This is a genomic window from Enterococcus sp. DIV1283b (assembly GCF_051710965.1).
GTDB classification, from domain to species: Bacteria; Bacillota; Bacilli; order Lactobacillales; family Enterococcaceae; genus Enterococcus_B; species Enterococcus_B lactis.
In genome coordinates, this window is sequence record NZ_JBIOLR010000001.1 from 1,761,919 (window position 1) to 1,788,404 (window position 26,486).

27 protein-coding genes, 1 tRNA gene, 3 pseudogenes and 1 riboswitch are annotated in these 26,486 nt (G+C 36.0%); of the genes and pseudogenes, 7 read left to right on the top strand and 24 right to left on the bottom strand.

Features of this window, described 5'->3' with window-relative positions; all coding sequences use genetic code 11:
* Window positions 1–232: 232 nt before the first annotated feature.
* The 4 genes from IGJ53_RS08630 to IGJ53_RS08645 all read left to right on the top strand — a co-directional run bounded on the left by IGJ53_RS08630 (window position 233) and on the right by IGJ53_RS08645 (window position 2,971).
* Entirely contained in the window at window positions 233–1,084 is an 852-nt protein-coding gene (locus tag IGJ53_RS08630; protein WP_259742265.1) for an Rgg/GadR/MutR family transcriptional regulator, read from the top strand.
* A gap of 437 nt (window positions 1,085–1,521) precedes the next feature.
* Window positions 1,522–2,325: a hypothetical protein gene (locus IGJ53_RS08635; RefSeq protein ID WP_010732737.1), complete on the top strand. Its 804-nt coding sequence runs from the start codon at window positions 1,522–1,524 to the stop codon at window positions 2,323–2,325.
* A 14-nt stretch (window positions 2,326–2,339) separates the two neighbouring features.
* Window positions 2,340–2,765: a thioredoxin family protein gene (locus tag IGJ53_RS08640; protein ID WP_010732738.1), complete on the top strand. Its 426-nt coding sequence runs from the start codon at window positions 2,340–2,342 to the stop codon at window positions 2,763–2,765.
* 32 nt (window positions 2,766–2,797) lie between these two features.
* Window positions 2,798–2,971 carry a hypothetical protein gene (locus IGJ53_RS08645; protein WP_010732739.1) on the top strand — a complete coding sequence of 58 codons (174 nt, stop codon included), beginning with the start codon at window positions 2,798–2,800 and terminating at the stop codon, window positions 2,969–2,971.
* A gap of 145 nt (window positions 2,972–3,116) precedes the next feature.
* Here the strand turns inward: IGJ53_RS08645 and IGJ53_RS08650 are convergent.
* From IGJ53_RS08650 to IGJ53_RS08705, 12 genes and pseudogenes are all read right to left on the bottom strand, one after another.
* A pseudogene (locus tag IGJ53_RS08650) lies at window positions 3,117–3,350 on the bottom strand (hypothetical protein); the annotation flags it as partial.
* Window positions 3,346–3,799: pseudogene (locus IGJ53_RS08655) on the bottom strand (type VI secretion protein ImpB); the annotation flags it as partial. The pseudogenes IGJ53_RS08650 and IGJ53_RS08655, both read right to left, overlap by 5 nt.
* A gap of 127 nt (window positions 3,800–3,926) precedes the next feature.
* Window positions 3,927–4,388, bottom strand: coding sequence for a hypothetical protein (locus tag IGJ53_RS08660; protein WP_438750060.1), 462 nt, complete (start codon window positions 4,386–4,388; stop codon window positions 3,927–3,929).
* Between the two features lie 548 nt (window positions 4,389–4,936).
* A complete protein-coding gene (locus IGJ53_RS08665) occupies window positions 4,937–5,191 on the bottom strand; it encodes a hypothetical protein (RefSeq protein ID WP_010732743.1) in 255 nt (84 codons plus the stop codon).
* Window positions 5,192–5,211: 20 nt separating this feature from the next.
* Window positions 5,212–5,943, bottom strand: coding sequence for a hypothetical protein (locus IGJ53_RS08670; RefSeq protein ID WP_010732744.1), 732 nt, complete (start codon window positions 5,941–5,943; stop codon window positions 5,212–5,214).
* Between the two features lie 458 nt (window positions 5,944–6,401).
* A pseudogene (locus tag IGJ53_RS08675) lies at window positions 6,402–6,545 on the bottom strand (recombinase family protein); the annotation flags it as partial.
* A gap of 329 nt (window positions 6,546–6,874) precedes the next feature.
* Window positions 6,875–7,894 (bottom strand): 2-hydroxyacid dehydrogenase, encoded by a 1,020-nt coding sequence (locus IGJ53_RS08680; protein ID WP_010732746.1) that lies wholly within the window; start codon window positions 7,892–7,894, stop codon window positions 6,875–6,877.
* A gap of 21 nt (window positions 7,895–7,915) precedes the next feature.
* Window positions 7,916–8,971: an AEC family transporter gene (locus tag IGJ53_RS08685; RefSeq protein WP_438750062.1), complete on the bottom strand. Its 1,056-nt coding sequence runs from the start codon at window positions 8,969–8,971 to the stop codon at window positions 7,916–7,918.
* A 219-nt stretch (window positions 8,972–9,190) separates the two neighbouring features.
* On the bottom strand, window positions 9,191–10,339 hold the full coding sequence (nagA, locus tag IGJ53_RS08690) for an N-acetylglucosamine-6-phosphate deacetylase (protein WP_002292705.1): 1,149 nt from the start codon (window positions 10,337–10,339) through the stop codon (window positions 9,191–9,193).
* A gap of 75 nt (window positions 10,340–10,414) precedes the next feature.
* Window positions 10,415–11,251 (bottom strand): helix-turn-helix domain-containing protein, encoded by an 837-nt coding sequence (locus tag IGJ53_RS08695; RefSeq protein ID WP_010732748.1) that lies wholly within the window; start codon window positions 11,249–11,251, stop codon window positions 10,415–10,417.
* A 186-nt stretch (window positions 11,252–11,437) separates the two neighbouring features.
* The gene (locus tag IGJ53_RS08700; protein WP_042956915.1) at window positions 11,438–12,655 is read right to left on the bottom strand and encodes a pyridoxal phosphate-dependent aminotransferase; all 1,218 of its coding nucleotides are present in this window, start codon (window positions 12,653–12,655) and stop codon (window positions 11,438–11,440) included.
* A 148-nt stretch (window positions 12,656–12,803) separates the two neighbouring features.
* On the bottom strand, window positions 12,804–12,965 hold the full coding sequence (locus IGJ53_RS08705; RefSeq protein ID WP_002335007.1) for a hypothetical protein: 162 nt from the start codon (window positions 12,963–12,965) through the stop codon (window positions 12,804–12,806).
* A 74-nt stretch (window positions 12,966–13,039) separates the two neighbouring features.
* Between IGJ53_RS08705 and IGJ53_RS08710 the strand changes: the two genes are divergently transcribed.
* Window positions 13,040–13,122 (top strand) — tRNA-Leu (locus tag IGJ53_RS08710).
* 73 nt (window positions 13,123–13,195) lie between these two features.
* Here the strand turns inward: IGJ53_RS08710 and IGJ53_RS08715 are convergent.
* Both IGJ53_RS08715 and IGJ53_RS08720 read right to left on the bottom strand, forming a co-directional pair.
* The gene (locus IGJ53_RS08715; RefSeq protein ID WP_002374356.1) at window positions 13,196–13,468 is read right to left on the bottom strand and encodes a hypothetical protein; all 273 of its coding nucleotides are present in this window, start codon (window positions 13,466–13,468) and stop codon (window positions 13,196–13,198) included.
* 209 nt (window positions 13,469–13,677) lie between these two features.
* Window positions 13,678–14,370 (bottom strand): DNA-directed RNA polymerase subunit omega, encoded by a 693-nt coding sequence (locus IGJ53_RS08720; RefSeq protein ID WP_438750065.1) that lies wholly within the window; start codon window positions 14,368–14,370, stop codon window positions 13,678–13,680.
* A 394-nt stretch (window positions 14,371–14,764) separates the two neighbouring features.
* Here IGJ53_RS08720 and IGJ53_RS08725 point away from each other — a divergent pair, with 394 nt between their 5' ends.
* Window positions 14,765–15,403: a LysM peptidoglycan-binding domain-containing protein gene (locus tag IGJ53_RS08725; protein ID WP_010732751.1), complete on the top strand. Its 639-nt coding sequence runs from the start codon at window positions 14,765–14,767 to the stop codon at window positions 15,401–15,403.
* An 83-nt stretch (window positions 15,404–15,486) separates the two neighbouring features.
* On the opposite strand, the gene IGJ53_RS08730 is transcribed toward IGJ53_RS08725, so the two are convergent.
* The 8 genes from IGJ53_RS08730 to IGJ53_RS08765 all read right to left on the bottom strand — a co-directional run bounded on the left by IGJ53_RS08730 (window position 15,487) and on the right by IGJ53_RS08765 (window position 23,452).
* Entirely contained in the window at window positions 15,487–16,209 is a 723-nt protein-coding gene (locus IGJ53_RS08730; protein WP_010732752.1) for a TatD family hydrolase, read from the bottom strand.
* Window positions 16,199–16,936 (bottom strand): ABC transporter ATP-binding protein, encoded by a 738-nt coding sequence (locus IGJ53_RS08735; protein WP_010732753.1) that lies wholly within the window; start codon window positions 16,934–16,936, stop codon window positions 16,199–16,201. Before IGJ53_RS08735 ends, IGJ53_RS08730 begins: the two co-directional genes overlap by 11 nt.
* Before the next feature lie 11 nt (window positions 16,937–16,947).
* Window positions 16,948–17,940, bottom strand: a complete 993-nt coding sequence (locus IGJ53_RS08740) for an ABC transporter substrate-binding protein (RefSeq protein WP_010732754.1) — start codon at window positions 17,938–17,940, stop codon at window positions 16,948–16,950.
* A 14-nt stretch (window positions 17,941–17,954) separates the two neighbouring features.
* Window positions 17,955–18,698, bottom strand: a complete 744-nt coding sequence (locus tag IGJ53_RS08745; RefSeq protein ID WP_010732755.1) for an ABC transporter permease — start codon at window positions 18,696–18,698, stop codon at window positions 17,955–17,957.
* Between the two features lie 73 nt (window positions 18,699–18,771).
* Window positions 18,772–18,876: riboswitch (TPP riboswitch) on the bottom strand.
* Window positions 18,877–18,938: 62 nt separating this feature from the next.
* Window positions 18,939–20,261, bottom strand: a complete 1,323-nt coding sequence (locus tag IGJ53_RS08750) for a dihydrolipoyl dehydrogenase family protein (protein ID WP_438750069.1) — start codon at window positions 20,259–20,261, stop codon at window positions 18,939–18,941.
* On the bottom strand, window positions 20,248–21,213 hold the full coding sequence (locus IGJ53_RS08755) for an ABC transporter ATP-binding protein (protein WP_259741752.1): 966 nt from the start codon (window positions 21,211–21,213) through the stop codon (window positions 20,248–20,250). The genes IGJ53_RS08750 and IGJ53_RS08755 overlap by 14 nt, the downstream gene beginning before the upstream one ends.
* The gene (locus tag IGJ53_RS08760) at window positions 21,210–22,748 is read right to left on the bottom strand and encodes an ABC transporter permease/substrate-binding protein (RefSeq protein WP_010732758.1); all 1,539 of its coding nucleotides are present in this window, start codon (window positions 22,746–22,748) and stop codon (window positions 21,210–21,212) included. The genes IGJ53_RS08755 and IGJ53_RS08760 overlap by 4 nt, the downstream gene beginning before the upstream one ends.
* A gap of 416 nt (window positions 22,749–23,164) precedes the next feature.
* Entirely contained in the window at window positions 23,165–23,452 is a 288-nt protein-coding gene (locus IGJ53_RS08765; protein WP_002309528.1) for a hypothetical protein, read from the bottom strand.
* 132 nt (window positions 23,453–23,584) lie between these two features.
* Here IGJ53_RS08765 and IGJ53_RS08770 point away from each other — a divergent pair, with 132 nt between their 5' ends.
* Window positions 23,585–24,253: a YitT family protein gene (locus IGJ53_RS08770; RefSeq protein ID WP_010732760.1), complete on the top strand. Its 669-nt coding sequence runs from the start codon at window positions 23,585–23,587 to the stop codon at window positions 24,251–24,253.
* Window positions 24,254–24,546: 293 nt separating this feature from the next.
* Here the strand turns inward: IGJ53_RS08770 and IGJ53_RS08775 are convergent, their stop codons facing one another.
* Both IGJ53_RS08775 and IGJ53_RS08780 read right to left on the bottom strand, forming a co-directional pair.
* Window positions 24,547–25,287 carry a hypothetical protein gene (locus IGJ53_RS08775; RefSeq protein ID WP_002372330.1) on the bottom strand — a complete coding sequence of 247 codons (741 nt, stop codon included), beginning with the start codon at window positions 25,285–25,287 and terminating at the stop codon, window positions 24,547–24,549.
* A 129-nt stretch (window positions 25,288–25,416) separates the two neighbouring features.
* On the bottom strand, window positions 25,417–26,364 hold the full coding sequence (locus IGJ53_RS08780; RefSeq protein WP_002309535.1) for a LacI family DNA-binding transcriptional regulator: 948 nt from the start codon (window positions 26,362–26,364) through the stop codon (window positions 25,417–25,419).
* Window positions 26,365–26,486: the final 122 nt, after the last annotated feature.

Sequence of the window (26,486 nt, forward strand, 5' to 3'; positions counted from 1 at the left end):
ATTATAGAGTCAGTATAACTCATTTGTTTAAAAAATATACCCGTGATACGAGGTTATATTACTAATGTTATATATCTTTATTCTACCTCAATTTCCCATGGTGGTAGAACGTCATATGGTAAAAACATCTAAATAATCCCCCTTTCAATTGTTTTATTTAGATATAGTATAATTTCTACCAACGTTATATAATAAAACGTGTACAAAAATGCGTCTAAGAAGGTGAAAGAACATGAATCAAGCTAATTTATTTAAAAAACTAAGGATAGAACGAGGATATACACAACAAAAACTATCCGAAGGTGTTAGTTCAAGAACTACTCTTTCTTCATTTGAGAACCGAGGTACAGAGTTGTCTAGTAATACCCTATTTCTATATTTGGACAAGATGAATATTAGACTAGAAGAATTTCAAATAATGTTAAACGATGGAGAGTTTACTAAAAAACGACAGTTGGCTTACCGCTTTTCAAAACAATATTATAAAGATGTCATAGATAATAATTTAATTGCTGAAATTGAAGAAATATACCAAGAAACACAAGATATTTACTATTATGTTCTATGGTTTGAAGCATTGACTATGTTAGATTTCAAAAAAGATAATTTTTCACCTAATAAATATAAAAAAGAAATCTCTATTATTTGTGACTACTTATTTAAAATTGAAAAATGGCAACATTTTGAACTAACAACTTTTATGAATTTAATGTTCGCATTTTCTGATGAAATGATTATTGCATTGTTTAATAGCTCCAAAGATATTATTTTAGCCAATTCCTCTAATCCTTATTACCAGTCCTTGATGACAAACTTCTTTTTAAATGGTACGGTACTTGGTTTTGAAAGACAGAACAAAGATATTATCAACTTATTTTTTAACGGATTAAAAAAAATTGCTGAGTTTCCCCAATGTATTTATGGAAGAATCATGGTTTTGTACTTTGAAAATCTCTTAGAAACTATTGAAGGGCATATTGATGTAAATTTTGATGATTTTTATTCACTTTTAAAGATATTGAAAATGGAAAAAAAGATTATCGAACTAAAAGAATTTCAACTTAAGATTCTACATAAGTACTAGTTTTTTCAGTTATGCCATTTAATTGTGGAAAGATAGAAATATTGTAACTCTATAATAAAAAAAACAAAAAGATAATAGTAGCCTGAATATGTGATGGTTTCAAACTGGAAGCTTCTGAAGTTGAAACTGTAATTGCTAAATAAAAAAGTTATAGTTTTAATATTTAGAAAATACATTAACTCTAAACTAGACTTAATATGCCTAGTTTTTTTGCTATATATACCCGTTTAATTAGAATAGATATTTATTATATTACATAATTAGAATACCCGTGACGCATTTTTGTTCATTTAATCCAACACATTTTCTTAGATAGTAAACTTAGTTTAACAAAATAAATGAAAGGAGTTATGAAAATGTAACCTTATACATGGTAAGTTAATCTGTTAGTGTAGCATTGTTGTAGCAAAATATAAAAAATATGGAGGAACAATAAAATGACAAAAATTTTTGAACTGAAAAAAGTTGTTAAAATAATGCTGGTTACTATTTTACTGGCATTAGCACTACCTGTAGCAAGTAATATTGTAAATGCTGAGGCGGTTAAACCAACAGAAGGAGTAGCAAGTAATGGTTCTAAAAAATTAAATACTTCTTTTGATAAAATGCAAAGTATCGCTAATCGTTCACAAGAAGTTACTGATCCAGCAATTGTTACAGCGACAAGAAATCTAGCAATGAATAAAATCAATAGCAAAAAAATAATTATTAATGGTGAAAATACTACTCTAGCTTGGAACGACTCAAAAGTGTTATCAATTGAGAAAGATGGTATGATATTCAAATCTATTTCTGTTCCAGTAGAAGGAGAAAAATATAGTTATTTTAGTAATTTAACAATAGTATTCGATAAGAATGAAAATGTAGTAACTTATTCTGAATCTTTAATCACAAAGAGCAAAAACAATAAGTTTGTTATTAGTTCTTATATCGAAGGTAATAAAACAAGTACCCAGCAAACAGACCTAGATTATGTAGATAATTCTGCGTTAGAAGAAGGTCTAGTTAGCCTTAAAGAAAATGTAAGAGAAAGTAGAGAAGTAAATGATAGAGGTATTGGAGCAATTGCTGGGTGCATAGCTGCAATTGCTGGTATAAATGCAACAGTTGCTTACTTAATTGCTGGAACTTGTATAGCTGCTTGTCCTGCTGTAGCACCTATTTGTGCTGCTTGTATTGCTGGTGTTTGTACGATAGGTGCTGCAGATATTGCTGGTGTTATAGCTTGTTTTAACTTATAAAAGGGAGTACGTTTATGATAGTGAAAAAAAAAAGTATTATTTTTATACTAACACTTACTATTTTAATAAGTAGTATACTATTTTTCTATTGTAATCAAAAAAATTTCGGACCTTTAGTTAACACAAACAATGAACAAATTCAAAAGTTAATTGATAATAAAGGCAGTGGCTATGTATATGTAGGTAGACCTTCATGTGAAGAATGTCAAAAGTTTCTTCCAAATTTAAAATCAGTGTTAAATAGTAGGAAAGAAACAATACTTTATTATGACACTGATAAAGCACGAAAAGAAGATCAAGATAAACTAGTGGAGGAATTAAATAATTTAGATATAAAAGTAGTACCAGCAATTCTTTATGTTGAAAAAGGAAAAGTTAGTAAAAAACAAGAAGGCACAATTAGTAAAAGCCAGATAGAAAAATTTTTATCTAATGGTTGAAATTGAAACTTTATTATATGGAGGCACTAGTTATGAAGAAAAAAGCATTTGGAGTGGGAATAGTCAATTTTTTATTAGCACTATTTATTTTAATCTCTAAATTTAATCACATGCACCCATTATATATTTTTATTATTGGATGGCTTCTTGTAAATACTATTTTTCTCTTTACTATTTCTGATAAAAGGAAATTCGAAAAAGACTAGTTATAGCCCGTTCCAAAGTTAGATTTTTAGCGTAACTTTGGGGCGGACTATATTTTTTTAGTTTCTACATTTTAGTTCGTTATATTACTACGATTCTATAATACTGTACATGTTATATACTTTAACTCATATTGCTGAATTATGTTCATTCTAAGTGACTCCATTTATATTCCTGGTAAAATTCGATATGACGTATTTCGTCGTAGTGAACTTTGTTTTTTCCAACATAGATCCCTAACTCATCACTACCTAATATCTTTCCAATAATATCACTTGGATAGTATCCTTCAGCATTTCGTTCTTCTTTTTGAATACATACAGACCTATTTTTTGTAACAGCAGCGTTTAGAATTTCCGCAACCTCTTCAGTTGTCATTTTCCTGGATCATTTGAGCCAGCTTCTTTCTCCGTTGACTTCTTGTTCCTTCAATCGTAAAAAGATTCAGTGATCGAGTCACTTTTAGGATCGATTCATCGATCGAGTAAATCAATAAATCTTCGTCTGCTACATATTTTCTAAAGATATTGTTTACCTGCATGTTTCGCTTAATATAGAGATTCATGCGTGGTGAGACGACATGTAACGTTTTAGGAAATGGCTGCGGTAGATCTCTTGGTCTACTGACATTAGAAATACCATATTTTTTCTTTGCAGCTGGTGAAGAAGCTAAAATCAACCCTGATCCTGTATTATCCGCTCGACTCATAACAACAAGTTCTGTTGTCAATGGATCTAAATTTCTCTCTACACACTCAACGCTTGAGTAAAAAGCTTTTCATATCGATTAAAAAGTAATCATTTACTGGCTCTTTTGAATAATCCATCATAAATAACACTCCATTCTTCTATATTATACAAACGTATATTCGCTTTTGTAAAGAAAAAGAAGAAAGATGTGTAAAAAAAGAAACAAGGTAGCTCTGCTACATTATTTCTTTTGCCTTGGATTATTCATCATAAAAAGTTCTTTGACTTCTCTATCAGTTGTTTTTCTTTTACGACAAATCTAGTTCCATATTTCTTTAAAATTATTCGTTGTTCCAACGTACATCGAATAATTCGTACTAGATACTTATTTCGTTTACGTCGTGCTAATATTTGTACTTCGAATGTACCTTTTACTTTTGAGTGGGTACAAAAATATATCTGTCCAATCTCAATATCCCAGTTGGTCCAAACTTCTTCAACTACAGGTTCTTCTGGTACGACTTCCTCCACTACCTCGGTGAGTAAGCTACCACGTGCTAAAATTTTAAAATCACTTTCTTTCAAAATTTTAGCCTGTTCTGCCGTACAATCTATTACTTCGACAAGAAAACCGCTGTACTTCATTCTCTCAATCACTTTAACGGTAAATACACCATTTATACCAGGTTGTTTATAGGAGTAAATATCTCCAACTTCAATAGTCTTCAACAAAACTCCCCACTTTCTTTATTCAGTAAATGAATGATTGTGTTGTAAAACTATTACAATTCTAGCACAATTAATGATCAATTTTGATAATTTTTATATTTTATGCTTGAAACTGGCAATACTTATTTTAATTTGCTGAATACAGTAACGAGAAAACTTGTAAAAGAACTTGTTCAACTAATCATGCACAAAACAAAGTTTAAACGCCTTAGAATCATTCTTAACTATCAGTTAGAATATATAAACTTTTGCCAGGGCGGATCATTACACCAAATTTACGTTTTTGTGCATCGACATATTCTAGAGTAACATTACTTATATCTAAAGATTCTAGATTTTTTAGGAGCAAACCTTTAAGTTGCTCTTTCCCCTATTCAAAACTCCCCACTGCTTTTTGACCCATCACAGACCAATTCTTATCTTCGACAACAAAAAATTGGTTCGCTTTTTCTTTTTTGCCTGTTAGTTGTTCCATGCCCAAAGAAAAACACAATAAAAAAATGCCTAGAGAAGTGCTAGACATTTCGAATAGACTAAATTTTTATATACTATAAGAAAGTGAATACAATAAAAAAGGGGATACTAAAAATTAAGGGGTATAAAAAATAATTTCGTTCATAGCTTCTAGATCCTGTTGATTGATTCGCACGCATTCTATCTCCCGAAACAGCCGTTCCAGATAACCCTATTCCAAACAATAAAGCTCCAATCCAAATATATTGCAATATATTTTTTTCTAGAAATATATTAAAAACAATTGCAATTATGCTCGCTATTAAGAAAGTCATCATATACTTTTTCAACTAGTATCCCACCTTTTTTTCTAGAATGGTGACACTGTAACGCTTACGTTATCAGAACTGCCATCCATAGTGTATGTTGCATATGTCGTTACTCCTAATGCTCCATAAATTGCCGATACTCTTTCTGCATCACTAATCCAACTTGGCTGATATGAAATCCATTGATAATTTGTTGCACCTGGATATTGATCCCTAGCTAAATTTACTGACCCTGACAACGGGTTCTGTCCTTGTTGACCATAATGAATTCTTCTACCACTCGTAGAGGCAAATTGTGAAGGATAGTATCTTCCTTCAGCAAAATTAATTCCATAATAGGTAACCCCACTGCTTCCAATTGTGTTATATTCATACGTTACTCTTGCGTCAACAACTCCTTTTGCCGTACCTGAACTATCTTCTAAAGAACCAGTTCCTCGTAGAAAATAATCATTTCTCTTTTTCATTACTTCATTTACAGACATAGAATATACAGCTGCGCTTTTTTCTTTTGTTACTTCTTTTGTATTTTTTAAAGCGTTGTTTTTTAATGAAGGTGTAGTTTTCTCTAACGAAATTAAAGTTTTTTGCTCACCATGTTCATCAACAACTGATTCAATCTTACTATTTTCAGAGTAAAAAATTTCGTTTGCTTTATTTTTAAAATTCGAATTTTCATTTACTTTATCAGCATTTACAGTACTTCCCATCCCGATTAAAGACCCTGATACTAAACCTACAGACAATAAACCATAAATAAATTTTGATTTCAAAATAATCCCTCCACCATAATTTTTTAAAACAAGAAAACGTTTTCTTTTAACAATGTAACATTTTTTTATTGTTATTTTTAAATTATTCACGTTATCTAATTTAACTCGTTTAAATTATTATCTAAAATTAAGGAATTCGGGATATATAACTTTTTTATATATAACTTAAAACTTTTACTACTAAGAATGCTTAAAATAATCATTCTAAGTAACTCCATTTTTTCTCCTGATCAAATTCAATATGACGTATTTGTGGACACTGGAATATCCGTACAGAAAATAGCAGTAAGAAAAATAAATTAGATTCTAAATACACATTTCTAAAACCTACTGCTATTTTCTGTTTAGTTGTTTCATATACCTCTAGCACCACGTAGCTGATATATAGCGTACAAAGGACATATAAACGAAAAGTTGCGATAAGACCTTTACTGAGCAGACAATTTTTCTTCTTTTTCCTATTTTTTGATTCTTTTTAGTGTAGACAGTGAAATATTGGTTTTCTTTTCTACTTCTCTCATGCTGTTTGTCTCCATTAATTCTAATGCATGTTTGTATCGATCATTTAAAACCCTTCTTAGACGTCCTTCTCGATAATTTTTATATTAATATAAATCTCCGTTTTTGTTTTTTTGTGACTTATGTTTTTTGTTAAAATAATAGCACACCACTCAAACCCTATGAATCTTTTCCAATATTCTTTTTGACAAAAAAGGCATGCAATTGCATGTCAGACTGTAGACAAAAGTCTTGTCACAGCCTTTTTTTCCGAATAAACGGTGTTCCAGAAGTAGCTTCTTCGAAAAATAAGCCGAAATTTCACAAAAATTTGAGAAGCAATTTTCGTAAATTCCTTCTTATTTCTTGAAGCTGACCACTTCTGTCACAACCTCTATTTTTAAACATATTAGTGATGAGTGCCCATGTTTCTTTACTTTAATTGACGCGCTTTAGGAAGAGATACCTCATTTTTCGTTTTTCCAGTTTCGATTATTTCGCGGAAGTTCTCGAAGCTTGTCGAAATCATATTTGACAATGCCTCATCTGTATTTGAACCTACATGAGGGGTTATAAGAACTCTAGGGTACAATTCTACTAGTTGCTGGATAGCAGGATCTGGAATCGTCTCCCATGGCTTGAAAGATCGGAAAAAGACATCTGTTTCATTTGCAAAAACATCGGTTGCAAAACCAGCTAAATGATTGCTTTTCAAAGCTCTTAAAATAGCTTCATTATCTTGAAGCTCTCCACGAGCCGTATTGATCAAGATACTGCCTCTTTTCATTTGAGCCAAAAATCCTTCATTGATCATTTGATCGTTTTCACCTGGGATATGAGGTACATGGATACTGACGATATCGCTTTTTGCTAACAATTCTTCGAGTGAGTGAAACGTCAATACTTTTTTAGCAGCTTCTGTCTGATGGATATCATAACCGATCACTTTGGCTCCTAGCCCCTTAAACAAAACCGCTTCCGTCAATCCTATTCTGCCTGTTCCTATGATACCTACTGTGCAATTTCTGATTTCACGGCTAAACATTTGTTCATCCACTCGAAAATCTTTGAAAGATGTTCGGATCGTCGTATACGCTGTATTTCTCAAAAGCATCATGGCAAAAGTCAAAGATAATTCTGCTATAGCATTTGGCGAATATGATGGTACACGGGCTACTGTCATACCAAAATCAGCTGCCGCTTGTAGATTGATATGATTGACTCCCACAGTCCGGGTAAAAACATAGCGAATCCCATATTTCTGCATTTTTGCAAGATTGATCTCATCTGCTATACAATTTCCTCTCAGCAGGACAGCATCATGGGCCTTAGCTGATTCAATATTGTCATGCGTCAGTAGTTCTTCATAAAGACTCAGTTCATAATGGTAAATATTCAATTGCTCAAAAAAATCGATCTCATTCGGACGAACACCATAACATGCGATTCTCATACTTTCCTCCTCCATTTCCTATCAAAACAAACCTATGCTGTGAATCATTTGCAATACAACGATCCATACAGGTGTCAGTACTACAGCAAAAATAGTTGACAGTAAGGATGCATTAGAGGCTAAAAGTGCCTCCCTATCAAAACTGATAGCATAGGCTGCTGCCACAGTTGCGGCTGGTGTAGCCATCATGATAACAATCGTTGCCAGTGCTTCAAAATTGACCGGTAGAATATTTGTTGCCGTCAAAACTGCTAAAATCACGATATTCAACGCAGGCACAAATACCACTTTGACTAAACTGTAATACCATGATGTTTTTTCAGAAGCAGCTTTTTTGAAACTTACTTCACCTAATGTTGCGCCGATTGCTAGCCATGCCAATGGCGAACTTAAACCAGCTAAATAATCCATTAGCTGAAATAGCCAAGGTGCTGTCTGGTCAATTCGCAAAAACGCTACTTGGCTTATCTCTCCTTCTGCACCTGTAACTGACACTTGTGGAAGATATCCTTGGAACAGCCAAATGAAAAGGCCGGCAAAAGTAGCGATGATGATTGGATTAACGAACATCGCTTTGATATTTTTGGCTTCCATCTTCAAGCCACTCATTTTTATGTATCCATAAGAATACAAAAAGATCCGATAACCAATGTTGAAAATCGAGGAATACATCACGCCGACCGGTCCATAAATCGCACTGACGATCGGTGTCCCGAAAAAGGTCGTAGAACCAAAGATTGTCAGGACACGCAACGTTGATTGCTTATCCCCTTTATAACTTAAGAAAAAAGGTCTTGAAACTAGAATAAGAATAATATAAATAACTAACCCCCAAATCAAGACATTGATTCCTTGCATCAATAGTTCTGTATTGATATCTTGCATGAAAGCTCGAAATGCAAGTGCTGGCAGAGCAACTGTTAAGACAACTTTCGATAGGATTTTTCCAACAGATTCAGAAAAAATTTCCTTTTTTCTACAAATAAACCCTAATAATATAATAAAAACTGTTGAAGTGATTGCACTAACAATCGACATATCTGTCAAAGTCGATCGGAAAATATCAAATAAATTCATCTTTTCCCTCCTATTAATGTTCATTTATTCACAATAAAAAATACTTTTATTTAGCTAATACGTATTAACATTTTTTATTTTATCTTTATATTGTTAACTATTGAACAATAAGGAATTAAAGAAACTTTTGAAACTTATGTAAAGTAATATTCGTTAGAACACAAAAAAACCTTAAAACCAAACTTGAGAAGTTTCGTTTTAAGGTTATCTTGGATTATATTATGCGTGGAAACGTTCCACTCCATCTAGATAAGTTGCTTCCAATGTCATATCAGGGTTCAATACGATAAAGTCTGCGTCGCGTCCTTGAGCGATTTTTCCACATGTGTCATCGATTTTACAGCTGATTGCTGGAATCAGACTAGCCATCATGACTGCTTGTTCTGGTGTTGCTAGTCCCCAATCCACGACATTCTTAATTGCTTCTTTCAATTTCAAGATACTTCCAGCTAAGTTGCCAGATTCCAAACGTGCCGTTCCTTCTTTTACTACTACCGGAAATTCACCTAAATTGTAATTTCCATCAGGCATCCCACCGGCCATCATACAGTCTGTAATTAAAGCGACATGCTCATGTCCTGCTTTTTCCATTAGGATTCCTGCCGCATTTGGATGTACATGATGTCCGTCACAAATCAATTCAGAAAAGACATGTTCTAAAGATAATAACGCACCCACCATACCTGGTTCGCGATGATTCAATCCGCGCATCCCATTGAAAGCATGGACAAACACGCTGGCACCTGCTTCAACAGCTTTTTGCGCTTCTTCTAGCGTAGCGTTACTGTGCCCTAGAGAAACAACTACTCCTTCTTCAGTCACTTGTTTGACAAACTCTTCTACGCCTTGACGTTCCGGTGCTAAAGCAATTTTTTTGATCAAACCGCCTGAAGCTTCTTGCCATTCATGGAAAGTATCCAAATCAGGATCACCGAAATAACTTGGGTTTTGTGCCCCTTTGTGTTCTTCTGTGAAGAAAGGACCTTCAAAATAGATTCCTTTGATTTTAGCTCCTGGTGCTTCCTGATACATTTTGCCGATTGTCTCAGCTACATCTTTTAAACGTTCTTTGCTTGACGTCAATGTTGTTGGTAAAAATGAAGTCACTCCACAAGATAATAGACCTTCAGACATCACTTTGATACCTTCTGCATCGTTGTCCATTACATCATGATTCATATAGCCGTGAATATGTGTATCTACCAAACCAGGAGCAATCCATTTGCCGCTTTGGTCAATGATGTTGACTTCTCCCTCAGGTAGTTCTTTGGTGTATTCACCAAAAAGTCCATCGGTAATTTCAAGATAGCCTGCATTTTTGACGCCTGACGCTAAAAAGAATTTGTCAGCATAGATAAAAGTTCTCATTCTATTCTCTCCCTTTGTTTTTCTACCTCTAAAGTACTCTTATTTAGAGAAGAAGTCAAGAATGGTCTACACCATTTATAGATTTTTTGAAATTTGTTTCACAGCTTGTGCCAATCCTTCATAAAACGCTGCTCTTTCTGGTTCTTCTTTACGCTTATATATCAAGCTCTTAAGCACAAATAAATCATTGAGATAATAGTAACTATTTTTCTCTTGAGCCCAATAGATTCCTTGGTTCACCTGCTCTAGTGCTTCGTCAATTTCATTTTGATGGAATAAGAAATTTCCATAATTATAAAAAATTTGCGAAAATTCACTTTTTGATCGTTCATCAGCTGATTGATGCAGCAGTTGGATGCTTCGACTCAAATAGTAGCGGGCTTCAGCAGTTTTTCCTGCCACACCATATATTTTTCCGATACAACTAATCAGTTGTATTTCTGTGTCAGAGACATGGATTCTTTCTTTTTGGCTAGAGTAGCTTAATGCTTCTTTTAAATAATAAAGAGACTGAGAAATATTTTGACGCAACGTGAATTCACAAACACCGAGATAATAATAATATCGTTGAAAGTCAGCTGCTTGATACAGATTCTCAGAAATATCAGAAGATTTTAGTACTTGTTCTAACTTGCGATAATCACGTTTTTGGAAACAACTATCCAACAGTTCAAATAATTTATCGTTTGTCCGAGTAGTTTTTCGAGAGAGATTCATCACATGATCAATCGTTACTCCTAGCCGTTGACAAATCTGCATCATCACCAATACATTCGGCAGTTCCTCATTATTTTCGATCCGGCTTAGTACACTTTGTGAACAAATATCTTGCGAAAGCATCTTTTGCGTCATTTTTTGTTCTTTTCGAATCTCTTTAATGATCGTGCCAAAGGACTCGATTAACGTTTCCATAAGTATCCTCCCCAAAATATGCGTATTCGCATTCTATCCGTATTTTACTTTAGGAAGTCGCAAACTTCAAGAAAAGACTTGCAACTAAATAATATGACTTTAGTTATTTAAGAGATCCCCATTAGAAAGAGAGCCTCAGTATATTTGTCTGTGGCTCTCTTGCTGGAAAATTTGCTTTTTTTAAAGTCACTTTTGTCGATATGTCGCTAAAAATTCTCTCATTTTCTTAGCCGTTTGTTTCAAATCATCCATTTTAGGAAGATAGACGATCCGAAAATGATCTGGCTGGTTCCAATTGAATCCGCCACCGTGTACGAGCAGAATATGATGTTCATGTAAAAAATCCAAGACGAATTTTTCATCATCCAAAATATTGAATCGTTTTGTATCGATTTTAGGGAATATATAAAAAGCAGCTTTTGGTTTTACAGCTGAAAGACCAGGAATATCATTGATTGCATTATAGATATATTCTCTTTGCTCATAGATCCTTCCGCCTGGCAGGAGCAGCTCATCAACACTTTGATAACCGCCTAGCGCCGTTTGGATGATTTGCTGAGACAAGACGTTGGAACACAAACGCATGGAAGACAACATATTCAGCCCTTCTATATAGCCTTTGACGTGTGATTTATCTCCGCTTAGGACCATCCAGCCGACTCGAAAGCCTGCCACACGATGAGACTTGGATAGACCGTTCAGCGTAACAACGAACAAATCAGGCGCTAATGTAGCAATCGGAATATGTTCTAGGCCATCCATCACTAAGCGGTCATAGATTTCATCAGAATAAATAATCAGGTTGTTTTGTCGGGCTACTTCAACGATTTCTTCTAATAATTCTTTTGGATAAAGTGCCCCAGTAGGATTATTAGGATTGATGATGACGATCGCTTTTGTCCGACTCGTTATTTTTGATTTGATATCATCAATATCAGGATACCATTCTGCCTCTTCATCGCAAATATAATGAACAGGTGTACCTCCAGCTAAAGAAATCGAGGCAGTCCACAACGGATAGTCCGGCATTGGAACCAGTACTTCATCTCCATTGTCTAGCAACCCTTGCATACACATCGTGATCAGTTCGCTGACTCCGTTTCCGGTATAGATATCATTGATCGTCACATTCGGAAAATGTTTCAGTTGGCAATATTGCTCAATTGCTTTTCTAGCAGAAAAAATTCCCTTGGAGTCTGAGTAGCCTTCCGAATCACGAGCATTCATGATCAAATCACGAATGACTTCGTTTGGTGCCTCGAATCCAAAAGGTGCGGGATTTCCTGTATTCAATTTTAAAATACTGATGCCCTCTTCTTGCATCCGCTCTGCTTCTTCTAGAACCGGACCGCGAACGTCGTAACTAACACCTTCTAATTTGTTGGATTTTTCAAATTCTCTCATCACTTAGCCAATCCCTCATTTCAAAAAGTTAGAACTTTCCAAATTTTTTGTTATTTACTATTTCAATATCATACTCCATCCTAGAAAAATTTGCCACTTATTTAGGAAAAACATAAGTATCAGAAAAACGCTGAGAAGCGCTGAGAACTTACTGGTCATGATAGTCATTCCATAGATTTGCTGCCCAATCCATTGCAATCCCACAAATAATTCCCAGCATCAACCCAAATAGAAAACGACCAAATGCAAGGCCAATCAATATGCCTAGGATCATCCCCAGTCCTGAAAATTCTCCGTCATATTTCTCCATCTTCATAAGACCTCCCACTTTTTGAGCTTGACAACTATGTAAAACCTCGCTATCATTATTGTGTTATTATTTATGCAGACGTGATGGAACGGCAGACATGCAAGATTGAGGGTCTTGTGAGCGTACGCTCGTGTGGGTTCAAATCCCATCGTCTGCATTTTTCTTTCAAAACAAGCGGCTAGGACATTTTTGTCTCAGCCGCTTTTCTTTTTCTCGTTCATTCTTTCATCTTATTGAACCTTTTTTCTTGGGTATAGACTTTTCTCATATTCTACCACAATTTTTGGTTTTCCTAACACATGATAAGATCTCACAACGAATTGTTTTCTATTATTGTAATATCCTGTAACAACTAGTTTCATCCCTTCGTCTACTTCAGCTAGGAAGTTCAAACTATGGGAAGCAATTAAACAATTGACCTCATTTAAGCTAAAACGAATCAGTGGTCTGGCGCTGATCTGCAACGTACGGATCTTATCTACTGTTCCATATTTTTTCTCCATTGCCTTCACCTCATTACTATTATACGAACATACATTCCCTTTTGTAAAGAGGAAACACTCTTTATCTTGCGATTTTTTATCCAACTATTTTTCTTAAAGAACATATAACTTTTCTTACAACGATGAAGGACCACTTATTAACAAAAAAGCGGCAACAGCATAAATTGCTGTCGCCGCATTGCTGATCAAGGGTTACTTATCGTAAAAGATTATTTACTCAAATGTTCTTCAACGATTTGTTGAGATTTATCAGCTGTATCTTCCACTTCGCCTTTTGCTTTTTCTAACTTTTGAATATATTGTTTCAAACTTGTGTTTTCAGCAGTTGCTTCGTCTAATTTTTTTTGCGTATCTGCTAACTGAGTTTCTAAATTTGCTTTTTCTTGTGTCAGTGTTGCGATTTGTTGGTTCAAACCATTTACAGTATTTTGTAATTCTGAAAGTTTTGCTTGTGCTTCTTGTAGTCTTGCAGTCCAATCTGCATTCAAACGATTGATTTCATCATTTTTTTGGTTGATTTCGTCTAGTTTCGCATTGATTTCATTTTGTTTGCTTTGTAGTTGTGCATCCTTGCTGACTAATTGACTTTCTAAGTTTTGTTTTTCTGCTGCCGATTGATTTTTTTGGTTTTCTAATTCATTTACTTTTGTTTGGTATTCTTGGACATCTGTCTTTGAATCTTGCAATGTCTGTTCTTTTTGTGCTAGTTGAGCGGTAAGATCTGTAATCGTTTGCTCTTTATCTGTCAACGTATGGTCAAGCTGTGTCAGATTCTCATTGATTATATCGATATCTGTCTCTCCACCCCACAAAATAATTTCATTTGCGTAACGCGTGCCTGTATAGCCAATTAGACATAGAAATGCAACCACGATCCCACCAGCAATAATTTTCTTTTTCATTATGTAGCTCCTTCATTTAATATTTTTACACACTAAAAGTAAGTGATTTCACATGCAATGTCAAGCACTTTTAAATTACAATTGTAATTTTAATAGAAACGCTATTAAATTCTCATTTAATCTTCCTTTTTTATGTATCTGAAAAAACTTTTCATAGAGAAAAATATACCTTAACACTTTCTTAAATATAGATGTATGGTAAAAATAAATGAAAAAAACTAGTTTTTCTTAAACGTAATCCTTTTCATTTCATAAATTACTGTGTTTATTACAAAAAACGTGGATTTGTCATAAATTGTCATGCTTCTTTTACCTATGAAATATTTTCACGTGTTAAAGTATTCCTCGTTGAACACAACAAATAAAACTTTTTAACGAATAAAGGAGATTTTTCATGACATCACTTAAAACTTTACTTTTTGGAACAACTTTGGCTGCCGGTGCTGCATTCTTCATGGGAACGACTGCTCATGCGGACGAAGCTTATACCGTTCAATCAGGTGATACTCTATCAACGATTTCTCAAAAATACGTTGGTGACAACTCCTTGGTCAATGCCATTGCAGAATCAAATTCAATTTCTGACATTAACCTGATCTACTCAGGACAACAATTAACGATTCCAACAGAAGGCTCTGCACAAGCAGCTGCTGAACCTCAAGCAGCCGTTCTAGAAGCACCAGTCCAAGCTGAACCTGTTCAAGCTGAACAACCTGTTGTACAAGAAACGGTTCAAACGGAAACACAAGCAGCACCTGTTGCTGAAACACAACCTGCTCCTGCTGCAACAGAAACAGCTGCGGCTCCAGCAAGCACAAGTTCTGCAAAAGAATGGATCGCACAAAAAGAATCAAGCGGTTCTTACACAGCAACGAACGGACGCTACATCGGACGTTACCAACTAGATTCTTCTTACTTAAATGGTGACTACTCTGCTGCGAACCAAGAAAAAGTGGCAGAACAATATGTTACTTCACGTTATGGTTCTTGGGAAGCTGCGAAAGCATTCTGGGAAGCAAACGGTTGGTACTAAGATTCATTTATTAATCGAACGGTTTACTTTTATACAAAGAAAGCCAAAAAGAGGTGCGACACTAGTTGTGTCACACCTCTTTTTTATTTACCTAATCTAATGAAACGTTCCAAGTTTTGATAAGTATTTTTCTTAACTTCTTCAACTGATAGCTCTTTGATTTCAGCGATTGTCTTTAACTGTTCTTCAAGCAGTGAGACATAATCTTTTTCTGAAAAACGATCCCCTAATGCCCACTCTGCTGCATGTAGTCCATCCGTTTCAATAAGTAGGTGGTCGATTGGGACTGTTTTAGCTAGTTGCCAGACTGCTGGGTTCTTTTTCAAATCAAGACCAATGCTGAAATAACAGCCTAAATCAATATAGTCTTGTTGATAGTCCAAAGAAGAATACCAATGAATCAAATAGTGATTAGGGTAAGCTTGGATATAGCTTAAGATCTCTTTTTCGCATCCTTTTGTATGCAGTACAACAGGTTTCTTATTTATGGCTGCAAAAGCAAGCTGTTGCTCAAACACCCTTTTTTGTGTAGGCAGCGGCACATTCGTCCAGATATTGTCTAACCCTATTTCACCGATGATCCTTGCTTTTTTCAAAAAAAGCTCAACTTGTGCAAACGTATAGCTATCCGCTTTCCAAGGATGGATACCGTAACTTAAGACTTGATTCTTGCTTGTTGCAAGCCGTCTGTTTTCCTCCCATTCTTCTGGCGAATCACAATTAATGATCGTCAAAATCGTGTGTTCCTGCTGAAGGAGCGCTAAACTCTGACTCCCATCTAAATGGCAATGAGCATCACTTAACATCTAATTCACCTGCCAATAACTGATAAATCGTTTGCTTCAACTTTGATTGCTGCAGTAGCCATTCACGTGACCGTCGTTTTTCAGGCACTTGAATCTCAGCAATCACATGTGCCGGACGGGCGGAAAGCACAAGAATCCTGTCTGATAAATAAATTGCTTCTTCAATATCATGTGTCACGAGCAAAGTAGTCCGCTTTGCTTTTTTAGGCAGTTTCAGCATCCAGTCTTGCATCTGCCCTCTAGTCATAGCATCTAACGCTCCAAATGGTTCATCAAGAAGCAAGTAAGAAGAAGGATTCATGATTGTTCGTAACAAGGCCGTTCGCTGCTTCATCCCGCCAGATAATTGTTCCGGCAAAAAATGTTCATAGCCGTTTAACCCAAAGATATCCAAATAATCCCTTACTTGTTCTTCATTGATTGCTAGATGATTGATTTTTTGATATAACGTAACGTTTTGATAGACGCTCAGCCAAGGAAGTAACATATCTTCTTGCGGCATATAACTAAATGCTGTATGGAGACCAGTTACTTTTTGATCGTCTACTTTGATCGTTCCAGAAGTCATAGGCTGGACTCCTGTTAAAGTTTTCAGCAATGTTGACTTACCGGCTCCGCTTGGCGCGACAATCGATGTAAAGGTATCTTTAGGGATAGTGAAATGGATGTCTTCTAATATTTTCAGGTTTTCAATGACTACATTCAAGTGGCTGATTTGGATTGACATATCTATCACTCCTATTTTATAAACTGATTAGTGAATAGTTCTTGCAAAGGTACATCTTGCTTGATCAATCCGTTTTCCTGCATAAAAGCTGTATAATTGCGCCAAACTTTTTCTTCCATCAATCCCCAATTCTCAGGATCATCCGTATAATTTTTTGACAAGAATGCTTGTGATTCTTCTAAAAATGTCCAATCATTTTCTTTTGCATATTTTTGCAACAGTTTAGCACTGTCATTTGGATCCTTAATAGCTTCCTGATAGCCTTTTTTCGTAGCATCCATAAAAGACTGTACCAATCCTGGATCATTTTTGATCAGTTGATCATTCGTAATAATTACCGGAGTATAGTAATCTAACCGTTCATCTAATTCTTTCAATGGGATATAGTTTAGTTCAATACCGGCTTCTTTTGCTTTGATCATATCCCAACCTTCAAAGTACCATTGGATATCTGAGGATTTTCCTAAGCTTTCTGGCCCTTCTCCATTGCTTCCTACCATTGTCAGTTTTGAAAAGTCACCGCCGTCTTTTTCCATCACAGCTTTTAAGACAGCTTCTTCACTTGGACTTTGCCAACCTGCATATGTTTTTCCTTCAAAATCTTTTGGTGAATGGATGTTACTGTCTGATAGGGTGGCGAATCCAGAAGTATTATGTTTGATCACTGTAGCAATTGCTTTGACTGGTATATTCTGTCCATCTGCGTGAGCATAAGTGACATCTTCTTGATAACTTACACCAAATTGTGCTTTGTCCGCACCTACTAGACCAATACTTGTCGAATTATCTCCTGGTTCGATGATTTGGACATTTAAACCAGCCTCTTTATAATAGCCTTTTTCTTTTGCTAGGTAGATGCCAGTATGATTAGTATTCGGTACATAATCCAAAACAAGTGTCACTTTTTTCAAATCCTTCGTTTCTTGTTTGCTACTTGTTTCCTTTGCAGTGCCACAAGCGGATAAAAGCAACAGTAGCGGTAATAAAAGCCATATTTTTTTCATTTGATCCCCTTCTCTTAAAAAATATAAAGCATACGATAATACCCTTTTTTCAATAATGAACAAGCGCCATTCAGCAATAAACTCAATAGAATGACACAAATGATCGCAGCAAAAACTTTATCGATCTGGTAGCTGTTTTTTACGCGTATCATGTAATACCCTAAGCCTGCTTGAGCGCTTAGCCATTCTCCAACGACTGCTCCGCTGACACAATAAGTAGCAGCCACTTTTAAACCGGAAAAGAAGCCGGATAAACCCGCTGGTATTTTATATATTCGATAAATCTTCCCTGTATCTGCCCCCATCGTTTTCAAAAAGATGATTTGCTCTTTTGATACTTTCCTCAATGTATCCGAAAAAGAAACTACGATCGGAAAATAGCTTATCAAGACAACAAGGATCACTTTTGGAAGCATACCGAAACCAAACCATAGGGTAAGTAATGGCCCTAACACCATGATTGGCAACATTTGAGAAATCACTAATAATGGATAAAAAGACATTTCTAAGAACTTCCAATAATCCATTGCCAAAGCAGTAATAAAAGAAAGAACGCTAGCTATTGCCAAACCAATCACTGCTTCATTTAATGTTGTGACAGAATGGGAAAGCAATACGTGTGCATCTGCTGCTAACGCAGAAAATACAGCAGCAGGTCCGGGTAAAATAAAAGCGGGTATTTTCCAAACTAAGACAACGATCTGCCAAATAATTAAAATGAATGCCATACTGACTGCTGGATAAAGATTTTTCTTCATTTAGACGCCTCCTTTCTTCTAATATGGATAACAAAAAACGCTTGAAATGGGCACGACATAGTAACCCGCTTCAAGCGTCTGCTATGTTTCTCCCTTCACCAGTATTAACTGACAGGTTCAATGGGTCTAAGTTCACAACTTACTCTCATGTCGTCTACGACATCCCCAGAAACAGGTATTCATTTTTTAAAGTGTAGCACAAGAAGGAAAAAGCAACAAGCGCTTTAGTTATCATGCTGATTATTTCAATAAATAGGAGAGATCACTTGCCAATGTCGGATACCCCATGATATAGCTATCCAACTCTTTTTTAGTCAATTTTTGATTGATGACTAGTGTCAAATCATCGATCAATTCGTCTGCTTGCTCGCTAATCACTGCAGCACCAATCAAATAATTTTGCTGGTCAAAGGTCAATTCAGCCTTAGCAACTGGTTCATTGACACGATGATAGGTGAACCAACTAGTAAGATCCATCTCCACCACTTGATCTGACGAAGAGACGTGACTTTTTGTAACTCCTACTTCAGCAAGTTTAGGACTAGCGTAGACGATCGTGGGTATAATCGGATATTTGATAGGGTCGCTTGTTGCATCCGTTATCCGCTTAGCTACATAATTTCCTTCAAAAGTGGCTACTGGTGTCAATTTGGGTGTTTTCCTTGAAACAATATCTCCACACGCAAAAATTTTTGGATTGCTCGTTTGCAAATAATCATTGACCTCAATCCCGTGTTTATCAAAGACGACATTCGCTTGTTCAAGTGCTAAAGATTCTGTATTCGGCTGTCTCCCAGTCGCACAAAAAATCATATCTGCTACTAATTCCGTCTCTTTTCCGACTAAACGATATCGAGTTCCTTCCGAGATGATCTTTTGGGTTTCAACATCAAAAGCAAACTGAATGCCAGATGCTTCCATTTGATGGACGGCTTCCTCTACCAAAGACGCCTCAAATTCTTTTAATGGTCGTTGATTATGATGGACAATGGTTACTTTACTCCCTACAGCATTGGCAATCGTAGCCAGTTCAAAAGCAATATATCCGCCGCCGATAAAAATAATTTCTTTAGGCAGTACAGGCAATGATAAAAAATCTGCACTAGTCTTCAAGTATTCCTTTACTTCCACTGGTAAGATCGTGGGTCTTTGTCCTGTTGCCAGAACAAAGTAATCTCCATGAAAAACTTCTTCATTGACTTCAATAGATGAGTCGTCTAAGAAACGAGCGGTCCCTGAAAGATGATCGATTCCAGCTTCTGCCAATTGTTTTTTCCGATTTTCTGGAACTGGATCTGTGAATGTGCGTTTGAATTTTTGGAGTTCTTCCCAATTAGCGGTTGGGATCTCGTTAAATCCTTTTCCATTCAATTGTTTTATCCGATTACGGGCTTCTACTGCACTCAACAAGACTTTTTTAGGATCACATCCACGGTTAGGACAAGTCCCGCCCCATAGATCTTCTTCGACCACTAGTACTGTTTTACCTGCTTCTTTCAATCCATAAGCAGCACTTAAGCCGCTCACACCTGAACCGATGACGATTGCCTCATATGTTTTCATTTTCTTCCTCCTCTCTACTTAAAAAAGTAAAGACTTCTTTACTTGTCAGTGAACCAATATTTTTTCCTTTTTCTACTATCACAATGTTTGGGTACACTGAAAGAAGTGAATACACTTCTTTCAGAGGCGTATCAAGGCAAACTTGTTGATGACTGTTTTTTGGTACTTCTTTTAAAAAATATCCATTGACGACTAAATCTTCGACTCGCCATTCTTTCGTCTGTTTCGGTTCATCAAAGAAATGCCGTACATATTCATTTTTAGGATTCATCAATAACTGTTCTGGTGTGTCGCATTGGATAATTTCTCCATCTTTCATAAACGCAATACGATCTCCTAGCTTGATTGCTTCTTCCATATTATGCGTAACGAAAACGATGGTCGTTCCCAGTTCTTCATGTAAAGATAAAACTAATTCTTGTAATGAATTTCTTGAAATAGGATCTAATGCGCTAAATGGCTCGTCCATCAAAATCACATCTGGGCTTGCAGCAATAGCTCGGATGATTCCGATTCGTTGCTGTTCTCCTCCAGACAACTCTCTAGGCATACGATCTCGATAAATATCAGGAGATAAGCCAACTTTTTGAAGAAGTTCATCTACACGGTCTGCTCTTTTCTGCTTTTCCCAACCTAACATTTCGGGGATGACTTCAATGTTTTGCTTGACTGTCATGGTCGGGAACAAAGCGATTTGCTGCAGCACATACCCCATATCCCACCGCATTTTCTGCAGATTATATTCATTTAACGATTTTCCTTTGAAGTAGATGTCTCCTGCTGATGGTTTAGATAATCCATTGATCATTTTCAAAGTAGTTGTTTTTCCACTACCAGAAGGCCCAACCAAAACAAAGATTTCTCCTTCGTTGATTGCAAGAGTTAGGTCATCAATGACATATTTTCCATCGTACTTTTTTTGCACATGTTTGAATTCGATTAATTTAGTCACTGATCTCCCTCCTTTAATAATCCTTCGTTTTCCAGGAAGGTTCGTGCTACTTCTGCCGGTTTTTTCTTTTCGACATTGACTTGATAGTTCATATCGATCATTTGATTTTCTGTTATTTTTCCGCTTAATTTATTCAGCGCTTCAACGATTTCAGGATGGTCCTTGGCGAAATCTGTTTTCATCAGTGGCGCGCCTTGATAAGCTGGGAATAGCCCTTGATCATCTTCTAGAGTGACTAGATCATACTCCTTGAGTTGGCTATCTGTGGAATAAGCATCCACAATATTGACATCTCCATTATTGATTGCTTGGTAACGCAAACTTGGTTCCATGCTTTGTACACTTGAAAAATTCAATCCATATGCTTTTTGAATTCCTTTATATCCATCGGAACGATCAATAAATTCCAGTGTGAATCCCGCTTTGATCTGATTAGAAACTGCTGCTAAATCGGAAATCTTTTTAAGTTGATGCTCGTCTGCAAAAGATTTCTTGACCGCCAAGGCATACGTATTTTGATAAGCCATTGGTTTCAATAATGTCATATCGAATTGTTTGTTCAATAATTCTTCTGCTTCGTCATATGTTTTTTCTTTTGTCAAATCAGCACTTTTCATTGCTTCAGGTACCTTCACCAAGCTTTCTAGGACAGTCCCTGTGAATTCAGGATAGATATCGATTTGCCCTTGATCCAAGGCATTGAACAAAAAACTAGTCTTGCCAAAATTCGGTTTTAATTCAACTTCTGTTTTTGTGTTGTCTTCAATCAATTCTTTGTACATTTGGATCAGGATTTCAGGTTCCGCTCCTAATTTTCCAGCAATCGTGATGGTTTCATTTTTAAACAAGGCAGACTGATATAAAGAAACGCCCCCAACTAAACACATCACGGCTGCTAAAGTAATGATAGAATATCGAGGTTTCTTATGCTGCAACCAGCGAATCAATCCGCTGAATATAATGGCAAGCAAGGCAGAACTGATTGCACCAATCAATGTCAAAACTGGTGTGTTGCGGTCGATACCTAATAAAATAAATGTTCCTAATCCACCTGCTCCGATCAATGCCGCCAAAGTAGCCGTACCGATGATCAAAACTAAGGCAGTTCGGATACCTGATATAATAACAGGCAATGCGATGGGAAGTTCTACTTTCAGCAAGCGTCTCATTCTGGACATACCAAATGCTACCGCCGCTTCTTCAATAGACGGGTCAATCTCAGCTAGACCAATATACGTGTTCTGGAAAATCGGAAGCAAAGCGTAAATAACAAGTGCAATCAATGCTGGAATAGTTCCGATCCCTACAAATGGGATAAGTAACCCTAATAAGGCAAGTGAAGGAATCGTTTGAAGCACACCCGTGATCTGCAATAAGACTTCTGCCATTTTTTTATGATTAGCTGCCCAAATCGCTAGAGGAATAGCAATCAGTGCTGCAATCAGCAAAGAAATGAGAGAAATAGACAGATGTTGAAATGCAGCTTCCAGCAACTCACCTTTTCTTTCACTTAATGTTTGTATAAAATTATTCATGCGACCTTCCTTTCTGTTATTCTTTAAGTATAAACATTTCTTTACATTTTCCCAACTAACTTGACTTGCCTTAACCCTACTAGGCGTCAGTAATTAATAGAAATATCACCTCTAAATATGCGGATAAAAAAAGAATCCGAGCAGCAAAATCGTATAGATTTATTGGTTTTCGTTTCTTCACAACGAAAATCCAATACATCTATACGAAATGATCACTCGGAATCAACCGTATCTTTTTTCATATACAACTTTTCTTTTAAATAAAAAGAAACAGCCAATAAAGTAGAAATCTCGTGGGGGAGAACACCTTTATTGGCCTGTTCAACAAGTATTATACTGCATCATGACACTTTTTTGCCAAAAATGTAAAAAACGGTTGTTTTGGCATCATAAACGTCTTGTTTTCTTATTTTTACTTATATCACCACTTTATTTTCTATCTCTTTCACTCCATAAAGCGGAATGAGTTCTTCTTTTGACTGATAATAAACAGCTTTTTCACGGTTCTTCATCAAAAAAAGAAAAATCTCTTTCATAGCAAGTGGTGCTTTGCCTTGTTCAAACACAAAGATGAATTGATACGATTCATTTATCTGGATTCTTGTCACAGGAATCAGTTTTTGGTCTTGAGCCAAAAAAACACCTTGATAATCTGTTTTTTTGGGTGATTTTGTAAGAATTGTCAATAAGTCTGCTGCTCGCATTTTTCCACTCCTTTTTGATAATTTGGAAGAAACAACCAAAAATAATTTTTTTTCATTTTCCTCTTGAAGAAAGAGTATAAGTCAGTATAATGAAGAGGTTGCTGAAAATTTTCAAAAGAAAAGAGGCTAGAAATGAAAAAATTAAATTTAATGACAGAATTGTGCGGAATCATTTTAGGCGCAGGGATCTATGGATTGGCTGTGACAGGCATCAATATTCCATCTAAACTGGCAGACGGTGGTGTTACTGGTATTGCTTTGCTCTTGCATAATCTTTTTGGATTCGCGCCTTCTATCACTTCGCTGCTTTTTAATTTACCTTTACTGCTTATCTCATTGTTTCTTTTTGGAAAACACGCTTTTCTTCGGACGATCGTCGGAACATTTGCGCTGGTTTTCTTTTTACATTTATGGGAAAGCCTTCATATACATTTTGCTGTAGATAGTCTACTGATCAATAGTTTGATGACCGGGATTCTTTCTGGCATTGGTTGCGGTCTCGTCTTTCGATTTGGCGGAAGCACAGGCGGAACAGATATCATTTATCAAGCCATTGAAAAATATTTTCATATTAAGATTGGCAAAAGTCTTTTCTTGATCACTTTTGGTATTTTAGTTGTCTCCTTGCTTTATTTGGATCTCACACATTTTCTGTATACATTGCTTAGCTGTTCTATTCTATCTTATACATTGAATAAAGTGAAGTATCTGGAAATTGGACCTGTTTTGCCCCAATTGGAAGCAAAACAGACCACAGAAACATTTGAACCACTTGATCCTCTTGAACAGTTAGAGCACTGATTCTTATTTTTACTATTTTATTCACTTTACTGAAAAATCATTATGTAAACCACAACGTATATTCTTTCAATAAAATTTTTTATAAAAATATGAAAACAGACTATTTTTGCAGACAATCTGTGAAAATAGTTTGTTTTTTACTCTTCACCCTTTCTCCTCTTGCTCACGGCAGAAAACATCAGCTAAGGAAAAAAAAGATTAGATTACGATATAATCTTTCGAGTAGAGTATAAAAAAAGAAACGCCGCAGCGTTTCCTTCCTCACTATAACATAATACAAGGTTGTCTTTGTCTTATTTAAAATAGCTATTCTCTCCTAAAGAATTTCCCTGATCGTCAATCAGCCCTTGCAGTGAACGTTCTAAGATACCATGGCTTTTTTTCGATTTTTTTTCTTCTGACTGCTTTGTTTCTTCTAATGTTTTTGTTCGATTGAACGTGCGTACAGACGGCTCATCATTTCTTTTTTCTTGATAAGGCGTTGGTTCTGTATCAAACAACAGATAAGAGTCATCTGTTTTTTTCATTGATTCAATCAAATGCTCTTCAGAAATTTTACTTTCTCTAGGGTCTGGAATAATGGATGCAGGTACATATTTAGGAACAAAATAAGAACGTTCCCGTACCTTTGTGTCCACAGATGAATTTCTCATAGTATTTCGAGACTCTGTCCTCGTTTCACTTTGCCTGACAGGACGAGAAGACTCACCAAAAAGTTTTTTCCGTCCAGTCGACGTGAGTTCTGATTGATGATGTCCAGTATAATCCGGTAATTTTTCTTTATGCTTTTCCAAATTTTCCTTACGCGGAGCTGACTTCAATCCATTTGTTGCACGGCGCTTGCGTCGGACCTGTTCAGTGTTTGTGTTCGTGAAATGGAATTCTTTCATTTGTTCAAACGGGTGCTGATTCTGTTCAGTCAAAAGATCTTCCTGTCCGTCAAATAATACCCGCTTCTTCTCGCTGGTTAATTTTACGCCTAACTCGTCATCGTACGCAGGAAAACGGAAATGTTTTCGTCTGATTTCTTTCATTCAAACCATCCTTCTCAAAAATGGAACTTTTCTCAATAATAGCACAGATTTTTTGTTTTCAGTAGCAATGCGCTGATTATTTTAAGAAAATAGCGATGAATTTCATAAATATATAAAAAGTAACGAGGCTTAATTTGTCGTTTCTCTGATGACTAGTTCAGGGAAAAAACGACGATAACCTTGACTTGCCCCTTTCTCTTCTATTTTTTTCAGCAACATTTCCCCGCATACTTCCCCCATACGGATAATATCTTGCTTGATCGTTGTCAATTTAGGCGAACTGATTTGGTCTAAAAACACACCATCAAAGCCGATCACACCAAATTCTTCCGGCAAGCGCCCACCAGCATTTACAATTCCTCTTACCGCTCCTAGTGCCAGTCGATCTGAGCTGCATACAAAACAAGTTTTATCGGTGAAACCTGCCCAGTTTTCTATCATATATCTTTCTACTTCTGTCGAATGATTTGGAAATCGCAAGATCTTACTTGGAAGATCAGCTTCCTTCATCACAGATAAGTAACCAGCTTCCCTTGAAAGCTCAAACGATTCGTCCACTTCGATCCCGATATAAATAATTGTTTGGTAATCTCTTTCTAAGGCATATTGCGTTGCTTTTGCTGTACCATATTCATTATCGCTGTCTACATAGTCATATCCTTCACAATTTTCTCCAAACAAAACAACTGGTTTTTCCAAGCGGTCAATCCAATCGAAGTCTTTTTTTCTGACACCTGTGATGATGTATCCATCACAAGAACCGACATCGAATGCGTCATTTGTAACTAGTTGGAGAGAATAATGCGCTTTTCCGATCCGTTTAGCGATCCCCATCAGCAAATTCATGTAATATGGCTCAGTGGTGTCGATTTCTTCCAGTATAAATAATTTGATGATCTGTGACCGATTCGTGACAAGTGCTTTTGCAGCAATATTTGGGCGGTAATCCAGTTCAGCCATTGCTGAGAAAACTAACTCTTTCAATTCATCCGTCACCTGTTCCGGATGATTGATGACTCGAGAAACCGTCATTTTTGAAACATTGGCACGTTTTGCAACATCTGCTAAAGTGGGCATGCTCTCTTCCTTTCTAACATGTTGTCGTTCTTACTACCAATTATACCAAATTTTCCTAACAGGGTTCATTATAGCCCAAAAGAAAAATCAGAAAATCTCCTATCCTCCTTAAGTGATTTTCC